Source organism: Nitrospirota bacterium (assembly GCA_040757595.1).
Taxonomy (GTDB): domain Bacteria; phylum Nitrospirota; class Nitrospiria; order Nitrospirales; family Nitrospiraceae; genus JBFLWP01.
On record JBFLWP010000013.1, the window covers coordinates 52,675 to 75,444 of the forward strand.

The 22,770-nt window shown below is 65.5% G+C and carries 13 protein-coding genes; 5 read left to right on the forward strand and 8 right to left on the reverse strand.

The window, feature by feature from the left end; translation table 11 throughout:
• The first annotated feature begins 383 nt into the window (after nucleotides 1–383).
• Together AB1411_12370 and AB1411_12375 are read left to right on the forward strand one after the other, a co-directional pair.
• Nucleotides 384–9,635, forward strand: a complete 9,252-nt coding sequence (locus AB1411_12370; GenBank protein ID MEW6544389.1) for a calcium-binding protein — start codon at nucleotides 384–386, stop codon at nucleotides 9,633–9,635.
• A gap of 126 nt (nucleotides 9,636–9,761) precedes the next feature.
• Nucleotides 9,762–10,148, forward strand: coding sequence for a hypothetical protein (locus AB1411_12375; protein MEW6544390.1), 387 nt, complete (start codon nucleotides 9,762–9,764; stop codon nucleotides 10,146–10,148).
• A 24-nt stretch (nucleotides 10,149–10,172) separates the two neighbouring features.
• On the opposite strand, the gene AB1411_12380 is transcribed toward AB1411_12375, so the two are convergent.
• Nucleotides 10,173–10,313 carry a hypothetical protein gene (locus AB1411_12380; GenBank protein MEW6544391.1) on the reverse strand — a complete coding sequence of 47 codons (141 nt, stop codon included), beginning with the start codon at nucleotides 10,311–10,313 and terminating at the stop codon, nucleotides 10,173–10,175.
• A gap of 44 nt (nucleotides 10,314–10,357) precedes the next feature.
• Nucleotides 10,358–10,507, reverse strand: a complete 150-nt coding sequence (locus AB1411_12385) for a hypothetical protein (GenBank protein ID MEW6544392.1) — start codon at nucleotides 10,505–10,507, stop codon at nucleotides 10,358–10,360.
• Nucleotides 10,508–10,986: 479 nt separating this feature from the next.
• Between AB1411_12385 and AB1411_12390 the strand changes: the two genes are divergently transcribed.
• From AB1411_12390 to AB1411_12400, 3 genes are read left to right on the forward strand one after another with little or no spacing between them, the layout of a single operon-like run.
• Nucleotides 10,987–13,611: a calcium-binding protein gene (locus AB1411_12390; protein ID MEW6544393.1), complete on the forward strand. Its 2,625-nt coding sequence runs from the start codon at nucleotides 10,987–10,989 to the stop codon at nucleotides 13,609–13,611.
• Entirely contained in the window at nucleotides 13,596–15,761 is a 2,166-nt protein-coding gene (locus AB1411_12395) for a type I secretion system permease/ATPase (GenBank protein MEW6544394.1), read from the forward strand. Before AB1411_12390 ends, AB1411_12395 begins: the two co-directional genes overlap by 16 nt.
• Before the next feature lie 19 nt (nucleotides 15,762–15,780).
• The gene (locus AB1411_12400; protein ID MEW6544395.1) at nucleotides 15,781–17,169 is read left to right on the forward strand and encodes an HlyD family type I secretion periplasmic adaptor subunit; all 1,389 of its coding nucleotides are present in this window, start codon (nucleotides 15,781–15,783) and stop codon (nucleotides 17,167–17,169) included.
• 12 nt (nucleotides 17,170–17,181) lie between these two features.
• On the opposite strand, the gene AB1411_12405 is transcribed toward AB1411_12400, so the two are convergent.
• The 6 genes from AB1411_12405 to amrB all read right to left on the reverse strand — a co-directional run bounded on the left by AB1411_12405 (nucleotide 17,182) and on the right by amrB (nucleotide 22,765).
• Nucleotides 17,182–18,471, reverse strand: coding sequence for an FAD-dependent oxidoreductase (locus tag AB1411_12405; protein ID MEW6544396.1), 1,290 nt, complete (start codon nucleotides 18,469–18,471; stop codon nucleotides 17,182–17,184).
• Between the two features lie 43 nt (nucleotides 18,472–18,514).
• Nucleotides 18,515–19,381 (reverse strand): presqualene diphosphate synthase HpnD, encoded by an 867-nt coding sequence (gene hpnD, locus AB1411_12410; GenBank protein ID MEW6544397.1) that lies wholly within the window; start codon nucleotides 19,379–19,381, stop codon nucleotides 18,515–18,517.
• Nucleotides 19,381–20,334, reverse strand: coding sequence for a cobalamin-binding protein (locus tag AB1411_12415; GenBank protein MEW6544398.1), 954 nt, complete (start codon nucleotides 20,332–20,334; stop codon nucleotides 19,381–19,383). The genes hpnD and AB1411_12415 overlap by 1 nt, the downstream gene beginning before the upstream one ends.
• A gap of 15 nt (nucleotides 20,335–20,349) precedes the next feature.
• Nucleotides 20,350–21,045 carry an HAD family phosphatase gene (locus AB1411_12420; protein MEW6544399.1) on the reverse strand — a complete coding sequence of 232 codons (696 nt, stop codon included), beginning with the start codon at nucleotides 21,043–21,045 and terminating at the stop codon, nucleotides 20,350–20,352.
• A 135-nt stretch (nucleotides 21,046–21,180) separates the two neighbouring features.
• A complete protein-coding gene (locus AB1411_12425; GenBank protein MEW6544400.1) occupies nucleotides 21,181–21,849 on the reverse strand; it encodes a hypothetical protein in 669 nt (222 codons plus the stop codon).
• Nucleotides 21,850–21,961: 112 nt separating this feature from the next.
• On the reverse strand, nucleotides 21,962–22,765 hold the full coding sequence (gene amrB, locus AB1411_12430) for an AmmeMemoRadiSam system protein B (GenBank protein MEW6544401.1): 804 nt from the start codon (nucleotides 22,763–22,765) through the stop codon (nucleotides 21,962–21,964).
• Nucleotides 22,766–22,770 lie beyond the last annotated feature (5 nt).

A 22,770-nucleotide genomic window follows, 5' to 3' on the forward strand; every position in this document is an offset into this window, starting at 1 on the left:
ATCGTATTTCAAGTCAAATGCTCAACCAGATGAGGAAAAACTGTCTGAGCGATTTGTCATAGTGCACAAGGATGACAGACGGTATTCGTCTAGTTTTCACATTGCGAAGTTCGAAAGTGTGTTGCATGACAAGCAAACTGGTGAGGTGCTAGGAGTCGATGTACGACTTGTGCATTATGGTGGCTGGCTCAATTCGTATCTGTTTCCTCAAGGTCCACCAACGAGGTGTGCCGGATATAGTCCATCCCGAGACGTGTGGACAGAAGTGATAAAGCCAAAATCGACTGACTCAGAAAGGGGGGAGTAGCATGCCAAGCTCAATGCAAACCTATTTTGAGAATGCGCAGCTATCGTTGGCCTCCTATGCGGACCTAACTATAGGCATGACACATGACCAGTATATAACTGCATTAAAAGAGGTTGGGTTCACCGAATTACTTGCTGTCCAATTTGTTAAGACCTACTCCATCGCTGCCGATACGTTCGCCAATAACCAGAATGGGTTTGCAGCCACCTTGTTTCAAAGGATTGGCGGAACCGAAAAGATTCTCGCAATTCGTGGGACGGATAGTTTGCTCGACCTCGTCATTGACGGCACGATTGCATCAGGTGATGCGGACACATTAAATCCTCAATATACATCCCTAAAGGCCTACTATCAGCAGCTCATCGCGCAGGGGAAACTAAGTCAGGATGATGCGATCACAGTAACTGGGCATTCAAGCGGTGGTTTTTTGGCTCAGGCATTCACTGTCGATTTTCCGACAAATGTCACCCATACATTTACCTATAATGCGCCAGGGTTCGGCGGCATTGTCGCCGATGTTTTAGACCGGCTGGGTATCTCTGACACGACGATACCATCCGATCTCATTACAAACGTAATCAGCCAGAACGGTCTTTCAGGAACATCTGGTTTTGGAACACTCATAGGTTCCGTCGAGAACATTTTCATCGAAGCGACGTTTGATCCGCTTCACAATCATTCCATTGTGACAGCCACAAATGCTCTGGCCCTGTACGATCTATATGCAACCCTCAACGACTCGCTCGATATTCCGACCGTGACCGGCATTCTGGAGGCGACGGCGCGAAGTGACGGGGAGACTCTCGAGCGCAGCCTCGATGCCCTGCGCAAGCTGTTCCAAGGTGGGCAGCCGACCGCTACGCCGGTCGGAGACCGCGAACGGTACTACAGCAATCTGCTCACCCTGAGGAGCGAGCTCTCCCCGACGGGGCAATCGTTAGGCCTTCCGGTCCTCAGCCTGAAGGACGTGAATGCCCCAACGCTGAAGAACCTGGCCGTCAGCGACATCGCGTTCCGCTACGCGCTCAAGGAACTCAATCCGTTTGTGGTGCTGAACGTGGACTACGGTGCCCACAACGGGAACGGCGAATTGGCCCTGTCCGATCCGACGGCCGGGCCGGGCGAGCTGACGGCCGAGTACCTGACCGACCGGGCCGCGTTCCTGGCCAAGAAGATTGAGGTCAATACAAGCCTGTCTGCGACGGTGGCGAGTGCGGCCTCCACCGTGCATTTCCAAGATACGCAGTTGCAGGAGGAGATCGGACCGGCGTCCGCGCCCCTGCCGCAAGTGATCTTTGGGAGTGATGCGAGTGAAGTCCTCACCGGGAGCCAGTTGTTCGCGGATCGGCTGTATGGCGGGGCGGGGAACGATCAGTTGTTCGGCCAAGGCGGCAAGGATTACGCGGAGGGCAATCGGGGGGATGACGTGCTGAACGGGGGCAGCGGCGTGGATCACCTGGTTGGCGGGGCGGACAATGACACCTACTATGTGGATGATGTGCGCGACCAGGTGGTGGAGTTCGAGACCGGGGGAAACGACACCGTGATCAGCAGCGCGGCGACCCTCAAGTTGGCGGATCAGGTGGAGAACCTGAGGCTGACCACGGGCGCGGTGCTCGGGCGCGGGAATGAGCTGGACAATAATCTGGCGACCGAGACTGCGGGGAGTATTTTGAGTGGGGGGCGAGGCGACGACATCTATGTGCTGCACGCTGGCGGCAGGGTGGTCGAGGCCGTGGGGGAAGGTACGGATCGGGTCGAGAGCGCGGTCAGCGTGACCCTCGGGGCCAACATTGAGGACCTGCTCCTCACCGGCACAGCCGCCGTTGATGGGACCGGCAATGAGCAGGACAACACGATCACGGGGAACAAGGCGGCGAATCGGCTGGTGGGAGGTGGGGGGCAGGATCATCTGCTCGGGGGCGAGGGCAACGACACCCTGGCCGGTGGGGCGGGCGACGATCTGCTGGAGGGGGGCGCGGGCGACGACGTCTACTTCTACAGAAGTGGGGAGGGGCTGGATCGCATCGAGGATACGGAGGGGCGAAATCTCATTTGCTACGATGGGCATCTCTTGCAGGGCGGGCGGCGAGGGGCCGACGCTGCGCCCGACACGTATACGAGCCTGGATGGCCGGTTCACCTTTGTGCGAGCCGGGGGCGACGTGATCGTCAACGGCACGTTGATTCTCAACCAGGACTTTCAGGATGGCCAGTTCGGCATCCGGCTCATTGACGAACCGTCCTATGACAACGGCATGCCGACGCGCACGGAATTCACACAGGAAGTGCCGGACCCAAATAATCCTGGGCAGACACTCACGGTGCCGATCTTTGACGAGAACGACAACGGTTACACAATCACCGGCGACACGAACAATATCGTTCATGCCTTGGGGGGGAGCGACACCGTTGCCAGCGGGGTTGGCAATGACCAGCTCTACGGAGATGAGGGCAACGACACGCTACTTGCCGGAGATGGTCATGACCGATTGTATGGCGGCGCAGGTGCCGATCATTTGGAAGGGGGCGAGGGGCAAGACACGCTGGCAGGTGACAGTGAGAACGATCAACTCATCGGCGGTGCGCAGGACGACGTTCTGGTGGGAGGAAACGGAGACGACGTGTTGAAGGGGGACAACTTTGACAATCCGACTATCTCTGTGGATGCGTCCCAAGATGGTCGAGACTGGTTGGATGGTGGGAAGGGGAACGACAATCTCGCCGGTGGGGGAAACGACGATATCCTCATCGGCGGTGCCGGGGATGATTCTCTCTGGGGTGATTACAGTTTCGTGGAATTCGATCAGATCGGGGGAAATGACACGCTGGATGGGGGCGAGGGCCATGACGGTTTGGCGGGAGGCCTGGGAGATGACGTGCTCTTCGGTGGGTCCGGGAGCGATACCTTGTTCGGAGACTCCCCCGAGGCCGATTCCACGATCGACGGGGGCGATGATTTTCTGGATGGCGGCGACGACCTGGACAATCTTTTTGGTGGCGGCGGAAATGATGTGCTCTTCGGCGGCGAGGGCAATGATTGGTTGCTGGGCGACAGCCCGATCAATCCCTCGACCGTTTCCGGCAACGACTTTCTGGATGGCGGCGCCGGCAATGACCTTCTGGAAGGCGAAGGCGGAGACGATGTGCTGGCGGGAGGAGCCGACGACGACTGGCTCTACGGGGGCTCGGAAGTTGATGCTGATTCCCCGGGAAACGATGTGTTGGATGGCGGTGCCGGGAATGACGAGGTGCATGGCGGTGGAGGCAACGACGTGTTGGTGGGAGGAGTAGGGAATGATCGGTTGTCGGGAGATGATGTGGTGAACAGGCTCGGCGGCCTGAGCGTTTCTTCCACGCCGGGTTCCGACGATCTTGATGGTGGCAAAGGTGATGACCTGCTCTACGGCAGTGGTGGAAGCGATGTGCTGGTCGGTGGGGCGGGGAACGATCTCCTGGTCGGTGACGACTTTATTTTTGGTCCTCCGCCTATGCCCGGCCTCTCTTCACAGGATTTCTTCCGTTACTCGGCTTCCAGTGGGAACGATCAGCTCGACGGCGGCGAAGGGGATGACCAACTGTACGGAGGGGCGGGAGACGACACTCTCACTGGCGGAGCGGGAAAGGATCTGCTCTACGGGGATCGCTGTGCCTTACGTGGCATAGATGTTGGTGACACTTTCGTTGGCGGCAATGACACCCTGGATGGCGGGGATGGAGACGATTACCTCGATGGCGGCGTCGGCCACGACGTACTCACGGGCGGCGAGGGCTCGGATCAGCTCTATGGCGGAGATGGGAGTGATCAGCTCGACGGGGGAGCGGGAGACGATCTATTGCAGGGCGATGGTGGCTCAGTGTTCGGAGTGGGGGACGACACGCTGCTGGGCGGAGCGGGCAACGATCAACTGTTCGGCGGTGAAGGGAACAATCTGCTGGATGGTGGGACGGGCAACGATTTCCTTGCCGGCGGCGAAGGCAACAACACCTATGTGTTCGGTCGGGGCTATGGCCAGGACAGGGTGGGGTACGGGCTGTTCTCCGACAACGGCGCCAGCAACGTGGTCCAGATGGGGGCCGACGTGGGGCCGGACGACGTCCAGATGGTGCGCTCCGGGGCGGACCTGATCTTCCGTCTGGCCGGCACGACCGACCAGCTCACCTTTCAGGCCTTCTTTGGCCCGGACTATACCCGGCAGGCCACGGTGCAGTTTGCCAACGGAACGGTCTGGGATAACGAGACGATCAAGGATCGACTGCTCACCGGAGACGGGGAGAAACGGCGGTTGGAAGGATTCACGGACCGAGATGATGTGATCCAGGGGACAGGTACGAACGAGGTCCTTGCCGGGCTGGGCGGGAATGACACCTTGGCTGGTAGCGCCGGGAATGACCGCCTCTATGGAGGCTCCGGCAGCGACATCTATCGGTTCGGCCGTGGCTCTGGGCGCGATACGGTCCTCGACCTGCTCCGTGCTGGTGGCGGCTCGGGAGGACCTCCCCCTTCGTTCGCCTTTGGCGGGGAAGGCGCGGCCACGTTCGCCGCGAGCAGCAACGACCTCGACACGATCCGCATGGATGCCGACATTGCACCGGGCGATGTGACCGTCTTGCGGAACGGGCATCATCTGGTGCTCCAGCTCGATGGCACTCCCGATCGGTTGACGCTCGCCTACTTCTTCGCTGATCCGGCGCTACAGGCCAAGCAGGTGGAGTTTGCCGACGGCACGGTGTGGGACGCTGCCACGCTTAGCGCACAGGTGAGCGGGGGTACGACCGATGGAGACGACGGAGGTGTGCCGCCGGACCCCTCGGGCGGCGGAGGCACTCCCTTGCAGAATGAGGATGACGTGCTGGAGGGGACGGTGGGAGCCGACCTGTTGGCCGGCGGCATCGGCAATGACACATACGTGGTGAATGACCCAGGAGATGTCGTGGTGGAATTGCCGGACGAAGGGATTGATACGGTTCGCAGCTCGGTGAGTTACACATTGGGCGCCAACGTCGAAAACCTGACGCTAACAGGCGGCGAGGAAATCACCGGGACCGGCAACGAATTGGACAACGGTTTAAGCGGTAACAGCGGTGACAATGTCCTGAGGGGGGGAGCCGGGAACGACACCTACCTGTTCGGGCGAGGAAGCGGACGGGACATCCTTATGGACGATGATGCCACAGTCGGGAATCTGGATACGGTTCAAATGGCTGACGATGTCTCGCCTGGCGATGTGACAATCACACGCAGTAGCGATGATCTGGTGTTGAGCCTCACTGGGACGACCGATCAACTGACGGTCCTGGGCTTCTTCTCGGACTCCGCCCACCAGGTCGAGCAGGTGTCTTTCGCCGATGGGACCGTCTGGGATGTGGCGGCGCTTATGGATCGGCTTCCCCAGACCCTTGTTGGGACCAGCGGGGCAGACACGCTCTACGGGGGAGCCGGGGCGGACATGCTGGATGGAGGCGCGGGGGATGACCAGCTCTATGGCTATGAGGGCCACGACACCTACCTCTTCGGCAGCGGAGCTGGGCAAGACACGGTGCTGGACTATGACCCTGGGGTAGGGAATACCGATGCCGTCCGTCTGGGGATCGATGTCACGTCCTCCGACCTGACCGTCACGCGGAGCGGCGACGACCTGGTGCTCGGCATCAATGGAACCAACGATCAGCTCACAGTCCAGTCCTTCTTCCTCGGTTCGGCCTATCGCGTGGAGGAAGTGCAATTTACGGACGGGACGGTTTGGGACGCGGAGACCCTGACGGACAAGACTCGGTTGCTTCAACAGGGCGGAACGGGGAATGACTTCCTCCCTGGCGTATCGCCGGGGGGCCTCGGGGCCGACGACCTGCTGATCGGCGGGGCCGGTAACGACACACTCGTAGGCGACAATCTGAGCGGGGCTGGCTTTGGGGGCCGCGACAAACTGCTGGGAGGAGATGGCAACGATCTCCTGTTTGGCCGCGGCGGCGATGATGTTGTGGACAGCGGGGCGGGCGATGATCTGCTCCAAGGAGATGGCGGGTTCACGGAGGGGTTCAGCGGGCAGCCGGTCGGGGACGCGGACGTGCCGGGGAATGATGTCCTCCTTGGCGGAGATGGGTATGACAGCCTGTATGGGGCTGGAGGTGACGACTATCTCGATGGTGGGGCGGGGGATGACTTCCTGTCCGGCGACGGTGGATATGGGTTCCCGGCCTTCGTCGGCACCGCCTTTCCGGGCAATGATGCGCTGCTGGGCGGGGAGGGGAACGACCAACTCAACGGCGGGACCGGCGATGATCTGCTGGACGGCGGGACCGGACTGGACACGCTGATCGGCGGCGCGGGCAACGACACCTTCGTGTTCGGCCGAGGGTACGGTCAGGACACGATTGAGGGCTTCGGCCTTGACGGAGACTTCTCGCCCACTTCGGTCAATACGGTTCGGTTTGGGGAGGGCATCGTGGCCTCCGAGGTGTCTGTCCTCCGCACCGGCGAGTGGGTCCAGAACGATCTCATTTTGCGGATCAACGGGACAGGCGATCAGGTCACCGTGCGAGAGTTTTTGGGCGGTGCGTATACCCCGATCCAGCGAGTCCAGTTTGCGGACGGCATCGTCTGGGACTTGGACACCTTGAAGGGTCTGGCGACAACGATCGTGGGCACCATGGACGCCGATATCCTCACAGGAGCGGATCTCAACGAAACACTGAGCGGCCTGGATGGCGATGACACGCTGGACGGCGGCCTTGGAGTGGATACGCTCGCCGGCGGAGCCGGAGACGACACCTATCTCATTGACAACGAGTTTGACATAATCGTGGAAGTAGTCAACGAAGGGCTCGATTCGGTCATGAGTTCTGTCAATTACACCCTGCCGGACCATGTGGAGAATCAGACGTTGCGGGATACCTTTGATGACTTCGGCTCTCTGGATCAGGAGCGGAGCGCGATCGTGGGGATCGGTAACGACGGCGACAACGTGCTGACCGGGAACAGCGTCGGGAACATTCTCGACGGTGGAGCAGGGAATGATGTGCTGACCGGAAGACCGGGAGGGTCGAGCGGCGGAGGGGCGGGCGGACCGGCGGCGATGGTCGCTTCGTTCAGCGAAGGGGGTGAAGGCGGGGAAGGCAGCTTCGGCGGGTCCGGAACCGATGACGACATCCTGATCGGAGGCGCGGGCGACGATACGTATCTGTTCAACCTGGGCGACGGCGTGGACACGATTGTAGACACGGCCTTGCCCGGTGAGGGCAATCGTATCCGGTTCGGCGAGGGCATTACGGCGGACGATCTCGCTTTTACCCAGGATCAAGACACGTTGGCCATTGCCGTCGGTCCCGATGGCGACACGGTTCTGCTCTCTCACTTCGACCCCAGGGGGCTGCAAGGGTCCTTTGTCGTGGACACCTTGGAATTTGCCGATGGGACGCAACTCCAGTTGGTCGGGTTGTTCACTCCCGTGCCGACGATCACTGGCACGGCGGATGGCGACACGATCTATGCTGGCGACGACGCCGACGTGATTGATGCCCTTGAGGGGAACGATGTCGTACTGGCCGGCGGGGGCAACGACATCGTCTGGGGCGGGGATGGGAACGACTGGCTGGAAGGGGGCGTCGGCGGGGATCAGCTCGCCGGAGGGTTTGGCGATGACCGCCTGGACGGGAATGAAGGCGACGATGTTCTGCAGGGCGATGCGGGCAACGACATTCTGATCGGCCGCGAAGGGGCGGATCAGCTCTTCGGCGGGGAGGGGGACGACTCGCTCTATGCCGATGCGGACGACGTGGTGGTTCAGGGCGGAGCCGGGTTCGACATGGTGTTCGTGCAAGGTGCAGCGGGTCTAACGTCGGATTTGAGTCAGGCCCAGGTGGAGCAGATTTTCGGCGGCGCGGGCAACGATGTGTTCTCGACGAGCGGCACGGGCGCGATCATGGCTTGGGGGAACGGGGGGGACGATGCCCTGACCGGAGGGGCCAATCATGACCAACTCTTCGGTGGAACTGGCACCGATCAGGTCAGTGGCGGAGACGGGAACGACTGGCTCGAGGGTGGGGCCGGGAATGACCAGTTGGTCGGCGGCGCGGGCGATGATCGGCTTGATGGGAACGAGGGCAGCGACTTCCTGGATGGCGGCGCTGGCAACGACGTGCTCATTGGCCGTGAGGGAGTGGATCAGCTCTTTGGCGGGGACGGGGACGATCAGCTCCACGTTGACAGTGACGACACGGTGGTACAGGGCGGGGCCGGGGTGGATACGGTGTTCGTGCAGGGCACGGGGGGCGTGACGCTGGACCTGGGCCAGGCGCAGGTGGAGCAGGCCTTCGGCGGGGCCGGCAACGACGTGTTTACGACGAGCGGCACGAGCGCCATCACGATCTGGGGGGACGGGGGCGACGACACTCTCAACGGCGGGATCGGCAATGATGCGCTATTCGGGGGGACAGGGAGTGATCAACTCGCTGGCGGGGACGGCAGTGACTATCTGGAGGGGGGCGCTGACCACGATGTCCTGACCGGTGGAGATGGCAACGACCGTCTGGATGGGAACGAAGGGGATGACATTTCGAATGGTGGTGCGGGCGACGACGTGCTATTGGGCGGGGAAGGAGCCGACAGCCTGTCTGGCGGGGAGGGCGATGACCAACTGTACGTGGATGCGGACGACGCGAGCGTGGACGGGGGCGCTGGCTCCGACACGGTGTTTGTGCAAGGGACGGGGGGCTTAACGTTGGATCTAGGGCAGGCCAGCGTGGAGCAGGCCTTCGGTGGGGAAGGGGATGACTCGTTCACGACTACAGGAAGTGCAGCGATCACGGCCTTCGGGAACGGCGGGAGCGATACCCTGACCGGCGGGATGGGCAACGACTATCTGTTCGGGGGCGCGGGCAACGATCAGCTCACTGGTAGTGCGGGGAACGACTACCTGGAAGGCGGGAGCGGCGACGATACCTATCATGTTGATCCAGAGTTTGGCCAAGATTCAGTCTATGATCGTGACATCGTGGCTGGGAACAGTGACCTCCTGAGCTTCGGGTCCGGAATCGATCCGCTGGATCTGATCCTGGAGCAGAGCGGGAATAACCTGCAGATCTCACGGTATGGGTCAACTGACAGGGTCACGATTCAGAACTGGTATGGGGATTCCGCGGATCAGATCGAGACCATCCAAGCGGGTGATGGCAGCCTTCTGCTCAACGATCAAGTGAGCCAGTTGATCCAGGCGATGGCCCAGTTCACTATCAGCAATGGGATGACTTGGGCCCAAGCCATTCAGCAGCGGCCCAATGATGTCCAGGCGATCCTGGCTGCGTCCTGGCAGCCAGCGAGCCAGCCTTAATCCCAGCCATCCGGTTTTGTGGTAATGTTTGTGGGTGTCTGAAGCGAGGCCTCCCGTGTCCTGGCTCATTCGCGTCTCGCTGCTCGTGCTGGGAGCCCTCCCGACCGTCTCCATTGAAGGAGAGCCATGACGCACCGGATGACGGTGGTATTCATGCTCGGTCTGGTTGGGACGCTGGGCGTCGCGGTGGCTCCGTCCTGGGCCCAGAACCTGCCCGCTCCTTCGAGCCCGCAGAGCCAACTGGCGCAGAGCCCGGCGGAGGGGTCTCAGCTTCCCGCACTCCCCGGCACCACGACGGTGCCCACCACCCAACCGAGCACCGCGCCCGGGCTCAACCAAACCCCCAGTTCGGGACGGCCGGCGCCCTCGGCGGGCCGCGGGCTGCCCGGGATGCCCGGCGGATCTTCCTTGAATGCCCCGATGGGGGCTGGCGATCCGGCCGCCCGATTCAGCCGGCCTCCGGTGATCGGTCCGGTGACCTGCGACCTGGTCCTCGATCCTGCTTGCTTGTGAACGTCCGCGCCAGCCTCTCCCGCGCTAGCCTCTCCCCTGTGGGTTTCGGTCCTCGGCCGCCGTCCCTTTGCGTTCCTGCCGGCGGGCGATCCAGTCACACACCAGGACCCACCCGAGGAGGAGGATCGGGAACAGGAACGCGAAGTAGAGAAGGAACGGTTCCATCGCGCGCCTCTGCGGCTCCGCTGGCCGGCCGGCGTTGGGGCCTTTCAGGCCGCCTTCCGCGTGCTCGGCTGGCCTTCCTGCTTCTCCGGCTCCTCTTCGGGCATGTGGACGGCGCTCTCCACGATCGAGTCCACCACGAACAGGAACAACATCGCCGCCAGCGTCAGCACCGTCATGATGATTCCCCAAGCCATGGTCGGTCCCTCCCGTGGTGGTGTGTGACCGAGTCTCTGTGCCGCCTCTCGACTAATGTGACTTCGAGCGCTTGTGCACTCCCTCAGTTGCCCGGTTCGCCCGTCCGCGCCGCCGGTAGCGCAAGAGCGGTGCCAAGGGGGATCGGGGTTGGGCCCAGATTGGGCAATGTCCATAACTCATTGATATATATTGGTTTACAGTTCTTTCTTGAGCCGCATGTGCCTGGACTGCCACGCGAGCGAAACCCAACCAAAAGGATAGATCGCTTGCCGGCTTGGATACGTAGTTCGTCGTGGGAAAGGCGCTGGGCCCAGCCGCCGGCGTGCTCGGGCTCCATGACGAATCCGCGTAGTACTGGATTTCGCCTAGCATCCGGTTGACTCGGGCCAAGGGCTCAGGGTACTGTTATCCAGTCTTTCCAGCCCTTGCCGACGGACCCGGGTTCCGCCTCCACGCGTTTTCAGAAAGGACGATCCCCATGGCTACGATCACCGGCACTGAGGGCAACGACAACATCTTCGCTGGCGACGGCGACGACGTGATAGATGCTCTCGGAGGCAACGACACCGTCCTGGCCGGCGGCGGGAACGACGTCGTCTCTGGCGGGGATGGCGACGATTGGCTGGAGGGAGGCAGCGGCAATGATCAACTCTCCGGCGGGTTAGGCGACGACCGGCTGGACGGCGGCGACGGCAGCGACGTGCTGGACGGGGGAATGGGCAACGACATCTTGATCGGCGGACAGGGGGCGGACCAACTGGTCGGCGGGGACGGGGACGATCAGCTCCACATTGACAGTGACGACACGGTGGTACAGGGCGGGGCCGGGGTGGATACGGTGTTCGTGCAGGGCACGGGGGGCGTGACGCTGGACCTGGGCCAGGCGCAGGTGGAGCAGGCCTTCGGCGGGGCGGGGAACGACGTGTTCACGACCAGCGGGACCAGCCCGATCCTGGCGTCCGGCGGCGGGGGCGACGACGTCCTCACGGGCGGAGGGGGGAACGACCAGCTCTTCGGCGGCGCCGACAACGATGTCCTGACCGGCGGCGGCGGCGACGACCTGATGGAAGGTGGGACCGGCGACGACCAGTTGACCGGCGGGCTGGGCGACGACCGGTTGGACGGGAACGAGGGCAACGACGTCCTAGACGGCGGGGCCGGAAACGACATTCTCATCGGCCGCGAGGGGGCGGACCAACTGGTTGGCGGGGACGGGGACGATCAGCTCCACATTGACAGTGACGACACGGTGGTACAGGGCGGGGCCGGGGTGGATACGGTGTTCGTGCAGGGCACGGGGGGCGTGACGCTGGACCTGGGCCAGGCGCAGGTGGAGCAGGCCTTCGGCGGGGCGGGGAACGACGTGTTCACGACCAGCGGGACCAGCCCGATCCTGGCATCCGGCGGCGGGGGCGACGACGTCCTCACGGGCGGAGGGGGGAACGACCAGCTCTTCGGCGGCGCCGACAACGATGTCCTGACCGGCGGCGGCGGGAACGACGAGATGGAGGGCGGCACCGGCGCGGATGTGCTGACCGGCGGGGACGGCAACGATCGCATGAGCGGCAACGAAGGCGACGACACCCTCATCGGCGGGGCGGGCGACGACATCCTGGTCGGCCACGAGGGGGCCGACTACCTGGACGGCGGGGCCGGGGACGACTCGCTCTACGTGGACAACGACGATGTCTTCTTCGACGGCGGGGCCGGTTTCGATACGTTGAACGTGCTGGACGCCGGGGGCATGACGGTGGATCTCCAGCAGCACAACGTGGAGAAGGCCGTCGGCGACGTCGGGGACGACACCTTCTTCACGAGCGGGGCCGGCCCCGTCCAACTGATCGGCGGGGGCGGCAACGACACCCTGACCGGCAGCGTCGGGAACGACTCGCTGCTCGGCGGAACGGGGAACGACGTGCTGCTCGGCGGGACGGGGAACGACATCCTCGACGGGGGCGCGGGCGACGACACGTTCCGCTATCAGGCCGGCGACGGGCTGGACACCGTCCTGGACGCGTCGGGGCAGGACACGGTGGCCTTCGGGACCGGGATCCGGCCCAGCGACGTGGTCGTGCACCTCCAGCAGGACGACGCCGGCAGGACGGTCGCCTATCTGCGGTTCACCGATACACAAGGGCAGGAATTGGCCGGTCAGGGACTGAACATCGGCGTCCCGTTGACCGGGATCGTGCCGATCGAGCGGTTCACGTTTGCCGACGGCACCACGGCGGGACTGTCCGACGTCCTGGCCGAGACGCGGACGTACATCGGAACCAAGCGCAAAGACGTGCTCCACACCGGTGCGGAGGACGACACCATCTACGCCAAGAACGGGGGCGACAAGGTCTTTGCCGGGGCGGGGTGGGACACGGTGTTCGGGGGAAAGGGCAACGACATCATCTACGGCGAGGACGGCAACGATCTGCTCTTCGGGGACGAGGGCAACGACCTCCTCGACGGGGGGGCCGGAGACGACCGGCTGCGCGGCGGGAAGGGGAACGACAATCTCTTCGGCGGCCAGGGGGACGACAATCTTCAAGGCAACGACGGGAACGATCTGCTCGACGGCGGCGCGGGCGACGATGTCCTGGACGGAGGCCGGGGGAACGACCTGCTCGTCGGCGGGGCGGGCGACGACACGCTCTTGGGCGGACGCGGGAAGGATACGTTGCAAGGCGGGGCGGGCGACGACATTCTCGACAGCGGCGAGGGGAAAGACCTGATCCTGTTCGGCCGGGGCGACGGTCACGACACCCTCGTGGGCCGCGAGAACAATCATGGGGACACGGTGCTCTTCGGCACCGGCATCCGCTACGATCAGCTCTGGTTCACGAAGGAAGGGAACGATCTCACGGTCAGCGTGCTGGGTCAATCGGGTCCCACCGACCGGCTCACCGTCACCGACTGGTACGCGGACAAAAAGAATCAGGTTGACGACTTCAAAACGAGCAACGGCGCCACGCTCGAGGCCAAGCAGGTCGAGCTGTTGCGCCAGGCCATGGCGGCCTTCTCGCCGCCCCAATTGAGCGCCGATCTCAAGCTGCCGGCCCCCATTCAGGACCAACTTTCTCCGATCCTGGCCGCTGCATGGCGCAAGGAGTAATCCCTCTGGACCCTTCCGGCCCTGCTGCGCGCGACACGGGCTTGGCCTGCCTCCTGATCCTCGCCCGTTACTACGGCGTGCCCGCCGACGCCGGGCAGCTCCGTCACCAGTTCGGCAAGGCCGGGCAGCCGGCCCTCGCCGAGGTGGATCTGCTGCGGGCCGCCAAGCACCTGGGCTTCAAGGCCGGCCTCGTCGAGAACGAGTGGACGCGCCTGGCCACCGTGCCCCTGCCGGCCATCGCCCGCCGCACCGACGGTCGCTACGTGGTGGTCGCCAAGGCCGACGCCGAGAAGGTGCTCGTGCAGGACCCCTGCGAGGACCACCCGCTGGTCCTCCCCCGTGGCCAGTTCGAAGCCGCCTGGAGCCGTCACCTCATCCTCCTCACCAAGCGCGCCGGGCTCCGGCCGGAGGACCGCACGTTCGACTTCACCTGGTTCATCCCTGCCATCGTCAAGTACCGGCGGCTGCTGGGCGAAGTGGCGCTGGCCTCCTTCTTCCTGCAGCTCTTCGCCCTCCTGACCCCGCTGTTCACGCAGGTCGTGATCGACAAGGTGCTGGTCCACAAGGGCCTGACCACCCTGCACGTGCTGGCCATCGGCATGGTGGCCCTGGCCGTCTTCGAGGTCGTGCTGGGCGCCCTGAGGGCCTACCTCTTCTCGCACACCTCCAACCGGATCGACGTGGGCCTGGGCGCCCAGTTGTTCCGGCACATCCTGGCCCTGCCGCTGGCCTATTTCGAGGCGCGGCGGGTGGGGGATACGGTGGCCCGGGTCCGCGAGCTGGAGACCATCCGCCAGTTCCTCACCGGCTCGACCGTGACTGCGGCCGTGGACCTGATCTTCGCCTTCGTGTTTCTGACCGTGATGCTGTTCTACAGCCCGTTGCTGACGCTCGTGGTGTCGGCCACGATCCCCTTCTACGCCGGACTTTCGATCTTCGTGACCCCCGTCGTCCGCGCCCGCTTGAACGAGAAGTTCAACCGGGGCGCCGAGAACCAGGCCTTCCTCGTGGAGTCCGTCACGGGCATCCAGACGGTCAAGGCGCTGGCGGTCGAGCCGCCGCTGCAACGGCGGTGGGAGGAGCAGTTGGCCGGCTACGTGCGCGCCAGCTTCCGGGCCACGAACCTGATCAACGTCACGGGCCAGGCCGCGACGTTCCTCCACAAGGTGACCACGATCGCGATCCTCTGGGTCGGGGCCCACTTGGTCATGCAGGGGGATCTGAGCGTCGGGCAGTTGATCGCGTTCAACATGCTGGCGAACCTGGTCACCACGCCGGTCCTGCGCATCCTCCAACTCTGGCAGGACTTCCAGCAGGTGGGCATCTCGGTCCAGCGGCTGGGGGACGTGCTGAACGCGCCGACCGAGCCGACCTACAACCCCAACAGGACGACGCTGCCGCAGCTCGAGGGCGGGGTGGTGTTCGAGGACGTGACCTTCCGGTACCGGACGGACGGGCCGGAGGTGCTGCGCAAGGTCTCCTTCGAGGTGCCGCCGGGCCAGATCATCGGGATCGTCGGCCGGTCCGGGTCCGGGAAGAGCACGGTCGCCAAGCTGGTCCAGCGGCTCTACGTGCCGCTCTCCGGACGCGTGCTGGTGGACGGGGTGGACCTGGCCCAGGTGGATCCGGCCTGGCTGCGCCGACAGATCGGGGTGGTGCTGCAGGAAAATTTCCTCTTCAACCGGTCGGTGCGGGACAACATCGCGCTGGCCGATCCGGGTCTCCCGATGGAGCAGGTGGTGCGGGCCGCGCAACTGGCCGGCGCCCACGAGTTCATCCTGGAGATGCCGCAGGGCTACGACACGGTGGTCGGCGAGCAGGGCTGCACCCTGTCCGGCGGGCAGCGGCAGCGCATCGCGATCGCGCGCGCCCTGGTGGCGAACCCCCGCATCCTCATCTTCGACGAGGCGACCAGCGCCCTGGACTACGAGTCCGAGTCCGTCATCCAGAAGAACATGGCGCAGATGTGCAAGGGGCGTACGGTCTTCGTCATCGCCCACCGGCTCAGCGCGGTCCGCATCGCCCAGGCGATCCTGGTCATCGAGAAGGGCGAGATCATCGAGCGGGGAACGCACGAGGAGCTGGTCCAGCTCAACGGGTACTACGCGCGCCTCGTCCGGCATCAGAAGGGGCTCTATGCCGTGGCCTAGCGCGTCGTCGTTGACTTCCATGAGCCACGGGCTGGCCCGGCACTTGGCGGTCTGGCGGGCCGCCTGGCGGGAGGAGCGCGGCCGCGGCGCGGGGCTCGCCCTCGGCCGCCGGGAGACGGAGTTCCTGCCGGCCGTCCTGGAGATCCAGGAGTCGCCGCCGTCTCCAGTGGGCCGTGCGGTGATGTGGCTCATCATGGCCGTGTTCCTGGCCGGCGTCCTCTGGGCCAGCCTGGGCCGCATTGACATCGTGGCGGTCGCCCAGGGCAAGATCATCCCGAGCGATTACTCGAAGGTCATCCAGCCGCTGGAGAGCGGCGTCATCTCGGTGATCCACGTGCGGGACGGGCAGGCGGTGAAGAGCGGGGAGGTGCTGATCGAGCTGGACGCCACCGTGAACGCGGCCGAGCAGGCGCGGCTGTCGAACGAGTACCGGGCGGCCAAGGTCGAGAGCGCCCGCCTGCGCGCCCTGCTCGCGGGCACGGACCGGATGGAGGCGCCCGCCGGCTCGGACGCCAAGTTCGTGGAGCTGCAGGAGCAGCTCCTGCGGGATCAGTTGGCCGAGCAGCGGGCCAGGATCGAGGCGGCGCGCCAGCAGGTCGAGCAGCGCAAGGCCGCCGTCGAAGGGACCAGGGCCGAGATCGCCAAGCTCGAAACGACCGTGCCGATGCTGACGCAGAAGGCCCAGGCGTTCAAGAAGCTCCTCAGGGACCAGTACGTGGCCGAGATGCAGTACCTGGACGCCGAGCAGAGCCGCGTCGAGGCGGCGCAGAACCTCGAATCCCAGAGGAAGAAGCTCGTGCAGGATCAGGCCGCGCTCGCCGAGGCGCAGAAGAACCACGAGCGGCTGAAGTCGGACGTTCAACAGAGCCGCATGGCCGAGCTGACCGCCATCGAGACCAAGGCGGCGTCGCTGGCTCAGGAGCTGGTCAAGGCGGGCCAGCGGACGGGCCAGCAGCGGTTGGCGGCGCCCATCGACGGGGTCGTCCAGCAACTGGCGGTCCACACCGTGGGCGGCGTCGTGACACCCGCCCAGCAACTGATGATCGTCGTGCCGAACGACCACCCGCTGGAGGTCGAGGCCTGGGTGGAAAACAAGGACATCGGTTTCGTCAAGGAGGGGCAGCCGGTGGAGATCAAGGTCGAGACCTTTCCCTTCACGGTTTACGGCACGATCAGCGGCCGGATCGTCAGCGTGTCGGACGACGCGGTGCCGCTGGAAAAGGGCGGGCTGGCCTACACGGCGCGCGTGAGCATGGACCGGTCCGAGATGGCCGTGGAGGGCAAGACGGTGCGGCTCTCGCCGGGCATGGCGGTGACCGCCGAAATCAAGACCGGCCAGCGGCGGGTGATCGAGTTCTTCCTGAGCCCCCTCCTCAAGTACGCACAGGAAAGCGTGCGCGAGCGCTGACCCGTTCCCTCCTCAGCCTGCCCGCCCGTCCTTCTCCATGATCGTCTTCGCACAGAGTTCACCGCTCTGGAGCGCGCTCTCCAGCGCGGGCGGCAGTCCCGTGTCGGTCCAGGCCCCGGCCAGGAAGAGGTTCGGGAAGGGACTCTGCGACAGGGGGCGTAAGGAAGCGCAGCCGGGATGGGGCAGGAGGTGAGCCTGGGGCATCCGGACGACGAGGCCGTCGCCGCCTGACGCGGCCGATCCGGCAAGGGCCGCAACCGCCTCTTCCCGCGCCAGGCCCTGCAGCTCCTGGTCGGACTTGGCCAGCAGGTCGGCCCGACCCACGGCGACGACCGAGACCGACTCGTGCTGGGCGGTGAGCCAGTGGAAGGTCCCTCCGGGGAGCAGCACCAGGCGCGGGGCGGAGAGCGGCTTGGCCCGCTTGAGCCGGACCGTCACCACCGGGCTGTCGCTCAGCCTCGTGAGCTGTTGAAAATAGGCGAACCGCGACAGGACCCGCTCCGGGAGCAGCGGGGTGACCTCCCGGTGCGGGACGGCCAGAATGTACCAGTCGGCCGTGAGGATCGCGCCGCCCGGCACGCGCACGCCGCTCACGCGCTGCTCGTCGAACCGGACCTGATCCACCCGGGTTTCCAGGCGGATCGTGGCGCCGGTCTGACGGAGCCGGTCACGGATGGGCCCCACCAGCAGGCTGCGCAGCTCTCGCGCCGGAACGGCGGTCCTGGCCTGCTGCGGGCCGGAGCCCAGCCAGCGGATCAACGTGTGGACCAGGAGGCCGGCGGAGACCGCGGTCGCTTCGCCTCCGACGAGAAATCGGACGAGCGGGTTCCAGATCCACCGGCGGGCTTCGGCCGATTGGCCGATGCCGGCCAGCCAGTCGTCCACGGTGCGGGACTCGAGGTCGTCCGGCAGCGGCGGATCCCCCTCCCAGGTCCGTTCCATCCAGGACAGGAACCGCCACCGATCGGCCGCGGACAGGCCGCGAAAGGTGGCGACGCTCACCAGGGTATGGAGGGGAGGGGGGGCGAGCGGTCGGCGGAGCTTGACGGTCCGTCCGTTCGGAAGCAGGAACTCGACGGGAACCTGCTGAGGGAACAGCTCCTGCCGGCTCAGGCCCAGGTGATCCAACAGCGACAGGGTGGCTGTGTGGCAGCCCAGGAGAACCGGCGGCACGAGGCCGAGCCGGCCCGCCAACCTTCCGTCCCGCTCCAGCAGGGTGACTCCATAGCCGCTGCGGCTGAGCCTGAGGGCTGCAGCCAGGCCGGCAGGGCCTCCTCCGACGATCAGGACGGTGCGCGTCATCACGGGGCTAGCGCGGGGCAGCGGCGAGTCGGTCGCCCCCGTTTCATTTGCAGGAGAGCAGGGAGCGCAGCCAGATCCCGCCGGCGATGGCCAGGCGATAGGGCGGCGCGAGCCGGACGCGGGACCCGAAGACCCGGTAGCCGGACGACTCGATCCGGTCGAGAATCCTGGCGTAGACGCCGTGCATGATTTCCGCGGCGATCAGCGCCCGGCGATCGTGGGCCGGGAGGCGCTCGACGGCCTCGCGGGCCTTGCGGTAGAACTGCCTGGCCCGGTCGCACTCGAAGCGCATCAACTCGACGAAGGGCGGAGACGTGGTTCGGGCGAGCAGGTCCTCCTCCCGGTAACCGAAGCGAGTTAAGTCTTCTTGGGGCAGGTAGATGCGGCCCCGGTCCGCGTCGGTGCCCAGGTCGCGCAGGATGTTGGTCAGCTGGAACGCCAGGCCGAGATTGACCGCGTAGTCGCGGGCCAGCGGGGAGGTCGTGCCGAAGACCTTCAGACACATGAGCCCGACGACCGACGCGACCCGGTAACAGTAGAGGTACAGCTCGTCGAAGGTCCGGTAGCGGGTCTTGGCCAGGTCCATCTCCACGCCCGCGATGAGCTCCAGAAAATATTCCTTGGGGATGTCCAGCCGGCGCACGTGCTCCGCCAGGCTGATTGCGACCGGGTCGCGCGGAGCGCCCTCGTAGACCGCCGTCAGCTCCTCGCGCCATCGGCGCAGTTGCGCCTGGGGGTCGCTGCCAGGCGGCGGGTCGTCCACCGCGCTGTCCACCTCGCGGCAGAACGCGTAGATCGTGTACATGGCCTCGCGCCGGGCCCGCGGCATGAACAGGAACGAATAGTAGAAGTTGCTTCCGCTCTGTTTCGTGACCGCGGTGCAGTGGGCCTGTGCCTCGGAGAAGGTCATCACGCGTCGGATTGGGAGCGGGTGCGGGGCAGCCGGCTCATCCGTTGAATGCCCGAGGGAAGGTCCGACCCGAACACCTCTGGATGGATGGCCGTGGCCAGGATGGCGACCCCCTCCACGAGCCGGGGGCCGGGCCGGTTGAAATACGACGGCCCGTCCACGACGAACACGCGGTCATGCCGGACGGCGGGTAGGCTTTCCCATCCGGGCCAGGAGGCCTCGGGGGCCAGACGCTCCAACTCCCGGAGGGTCCGGTCGATCGGAAAGCCGCAGGGCATCAGGACGAGCACGTCCGGCTCGGCCGAGCGGACCTGGTCCCACGTGATCGGCCGGGACGGGCCCCCGGCCGAGGCCAGCACCTCCGTACCGCCGGCCCATTCGACCATCTCGGGGACCCAGTGTCCCGCCGTATAGAGGGGATCGAGCCACTCGAGACAGGCCACCCTGGGCCGGTTGCGGCGGTCGGCAACCGGCGCGCGCAGGTCGTCGAGCCGTTTGCGCAGGGCCGCGGTCCAGGCCTTGGCCTCGGACAGCTTGCCCGTCGCGCTTCCGATCCGTTCGATGTCGGCCAGGACGTCGTCCAGCCTGGTCGGGTTGAGGGTCAGGAGCGAGGGGGGGGCGGGGAGCGCGGCGATGGCCTGCTGCAACTGGTCGGGCGTGACCGCGCAGACGTGACACAGGTTCTGGGTGATCACCAATTCCGGCTTGGCTCGCCGGAAGGCCGGCTCGTCGAGCTCGTAGAGGCGCCGGTTGCTCCCCAGCGAGGCCGCCACCTGGCGATGGATGTCGGCGCTGGTGGCCCGGTCCCCTTCGACGACCGCGCGCACCAGCACGGGTTTGTTCCGGATGGCCGGGGGAAAGTCGCATTCGTGGCTGATGCCGACCAGGTCGTCGGCCAGGTCCAGGGCTGCGACCACCTCCGTCGCGCCGGGAAGCAGGGAGCAGATACGCATCAGCGTCTCAGCTTGCTAGGTTGCGCCCCACAGACGCTGCTCCAAGTCGGACAATCGGACATCGGCAAGCGAGGACGTGACGGCGTCCGCCTCGTGCAGATCCTGAACGGTGTGGGTGTTCGAGACGGCCAGGGCTTTCATGCCGGCCGCGTGGGCCGCCCGGATGCCGGGGATCGAATCCTCGATGACCAGGCAGTCTTCGGCCCGCAATGGCGCCGCGCCGCTCGGCCGGCTCCGGTTGAGTCCCTGGAGCGCGTGGACGTAGGGCTCCGGATCCGGCTTGCCGCGCGTGACGTCCTCGGCGCTGGTAATGTGCTCGAATTCCTTCCGTATGCCGGCCTGTTCGAGGATGAACTCGATCTCATGGCGGAGCGCGCCGGATGCGATGGCCAGCCGGTATCGGCTGGCGGCTTCGCGGGCCAGCTCCCGGACGCCCGGAAAGATGACCAGGCGCCGCTTGATGTGGTCGAGGTAGGCCGAGGCCTTCCGCGCGACGAGGTCCTCGATCAACTTCCGGGAGACGGGCCGGCCGTGGGCCGTCAGGACCGCCTCGAAACAGCCCTTGTCGTCGAAGCCCAGATACTTGCCGTAGTAATCGGCCTCGCTCAACGGCAGGCCAATTTCGCTCAGCACCTTCTGGAACGTGGCGAAGTGGATCGGCTCGTTGTCCGCCACGACCCCGTCGAAATCGAAGATGATCGCCTTGAGCATGTCAGTCCGTGAGCCCGATCGGCCTGGTGCGCGCCGGCAGTCGCGATGTCGCCGGGCGCATTATAGCACAGGCGCGTGCCAGGCTCGCCCGTGAGCCGGCGATCGAACCATTGAGAAAAACGGTCGGGGAGGGAGTTAGGGCTTCGCGGGTCGCAAGCGCGTCTCCGCGATCCAGCCCGTGGCGCCCTGCTGTGTGCGGACCGCATAGAACCAGACATTGCTTCGCAACTCTCCGTCCACCACGGTGACGGACGTGCCTGGAATGACGGCGGGGCCCGGCTTGGTCCCGCCGGCGTCGCCGCTCAACAGGACGGGGCTGGTCGGGGAGGCCGAATCGGCCGCGACGGACACTCTCTGTCCCTCGCCGAACAGAGGAGACGGCGCGACGGTCACGGCCGAAGCGGGCTTCGTATCCGCGGGCATGGCCGGCGTCGGGACGGCCGGAGCCGGCTTGGGCGCGGCGGGCACGGGCGGCATCGCCGGCCGTTTCGGAGCCGGGATCGGAGCGGCCGGCGGCGCGTCGGCTCCCGAACCCAACAGGCTCGTGAGCGTGTCCGGGTCCGTGCCCACGTAGACGCCCGCGCCGACCACGAGGAGGAGGAGGACGAGGACGAGCGGGCGCCGGCTTCCGGATTTCCCGGGATCGCCGGAGGCCTTCCCCGAATCCATCATGACGGTCTTGTCGGACTCGGCGGTGCCTTCGTCCAGGTCCAGGTCCGGCTCTGGTTCCGGTTCGCGGGCAAACAGGAGGCTCCACTCGGGGAGACTGCCGAGGGCTACGGTCGCGCCGGGCTGCCTGAACATGCCATTCCCTCCTCGTCCGGGTGCCATCATGGTTGGGCGAAAAGCAGGGTCTCTACATACCATCGTTGTCCAGCCCTGTCAATTCCGGTTTCGCCCTGCCCGTCCGTGCCGGTCAGGTGATGACCAGTCCCGCGTAGCCGACGACGCTGCCCCGGTCTCCGCTGACGTCCCCGGAAGTGGCGTAGCGGATCAGCGACGCGCCGGTGGCGCCCAGTGATCGGACCGCGTGCAGGACGGTGACCATTGGGGCGTAGCCGCACATCGTAATCCGGTATCGCTTGACGGCGGCGCCCAACCCGTCCGGGTCCAGTCGTTCGATGGCCTCGATCGCATGCCGGTCTTTCTGGCGGACGACGGGGTCCGGATCGTAATGGCTGAAGTCCGTGCTGACGAGCAGGAGCGGCCTGGGCGCGCGGTCTCGGATCAGCCGGGCCAGGCAGAGGCCGAGGTCCCTCAGGGTTTGTTCGCTGTCGCTGCCCAGCACGATCGGCACGATGCTGACATCCGGACGGGCGTGACGCAGAAAGGGCAGTTGGACCTCCAGACAATGCTCGTTGCGGTGCGCGGAGGCGTCGGCCTCGGCCAGCGGGAAGGCCGCGAGGATCGCGCCGGCCAGGTCTCGGTCCACCGGCACGGTCCCGCCTGGGATCAGCCAGGCCCCGTCCTGATACACGGACAGGGGAGGACCGACGCCGGTGTGGTTGGGGCCCAACAGGATGACCGTCGTCGGCACGTCCACGCGGCTGAACACCGCGCCGGCGACGTGGCCGGAGTACATGAGCCCGGCGTGGGGGGACACGACGGCCAAGGCGGGCCGGCGGTCGGCGGAGAGGTCGGTGTAGCGCGCGACGTCCGCGCTCAGGGCCTCGGGCGAGGCGCTGTAGAACTGGCCGGCGACGGCCGGTTGTCGGATCATGGCTT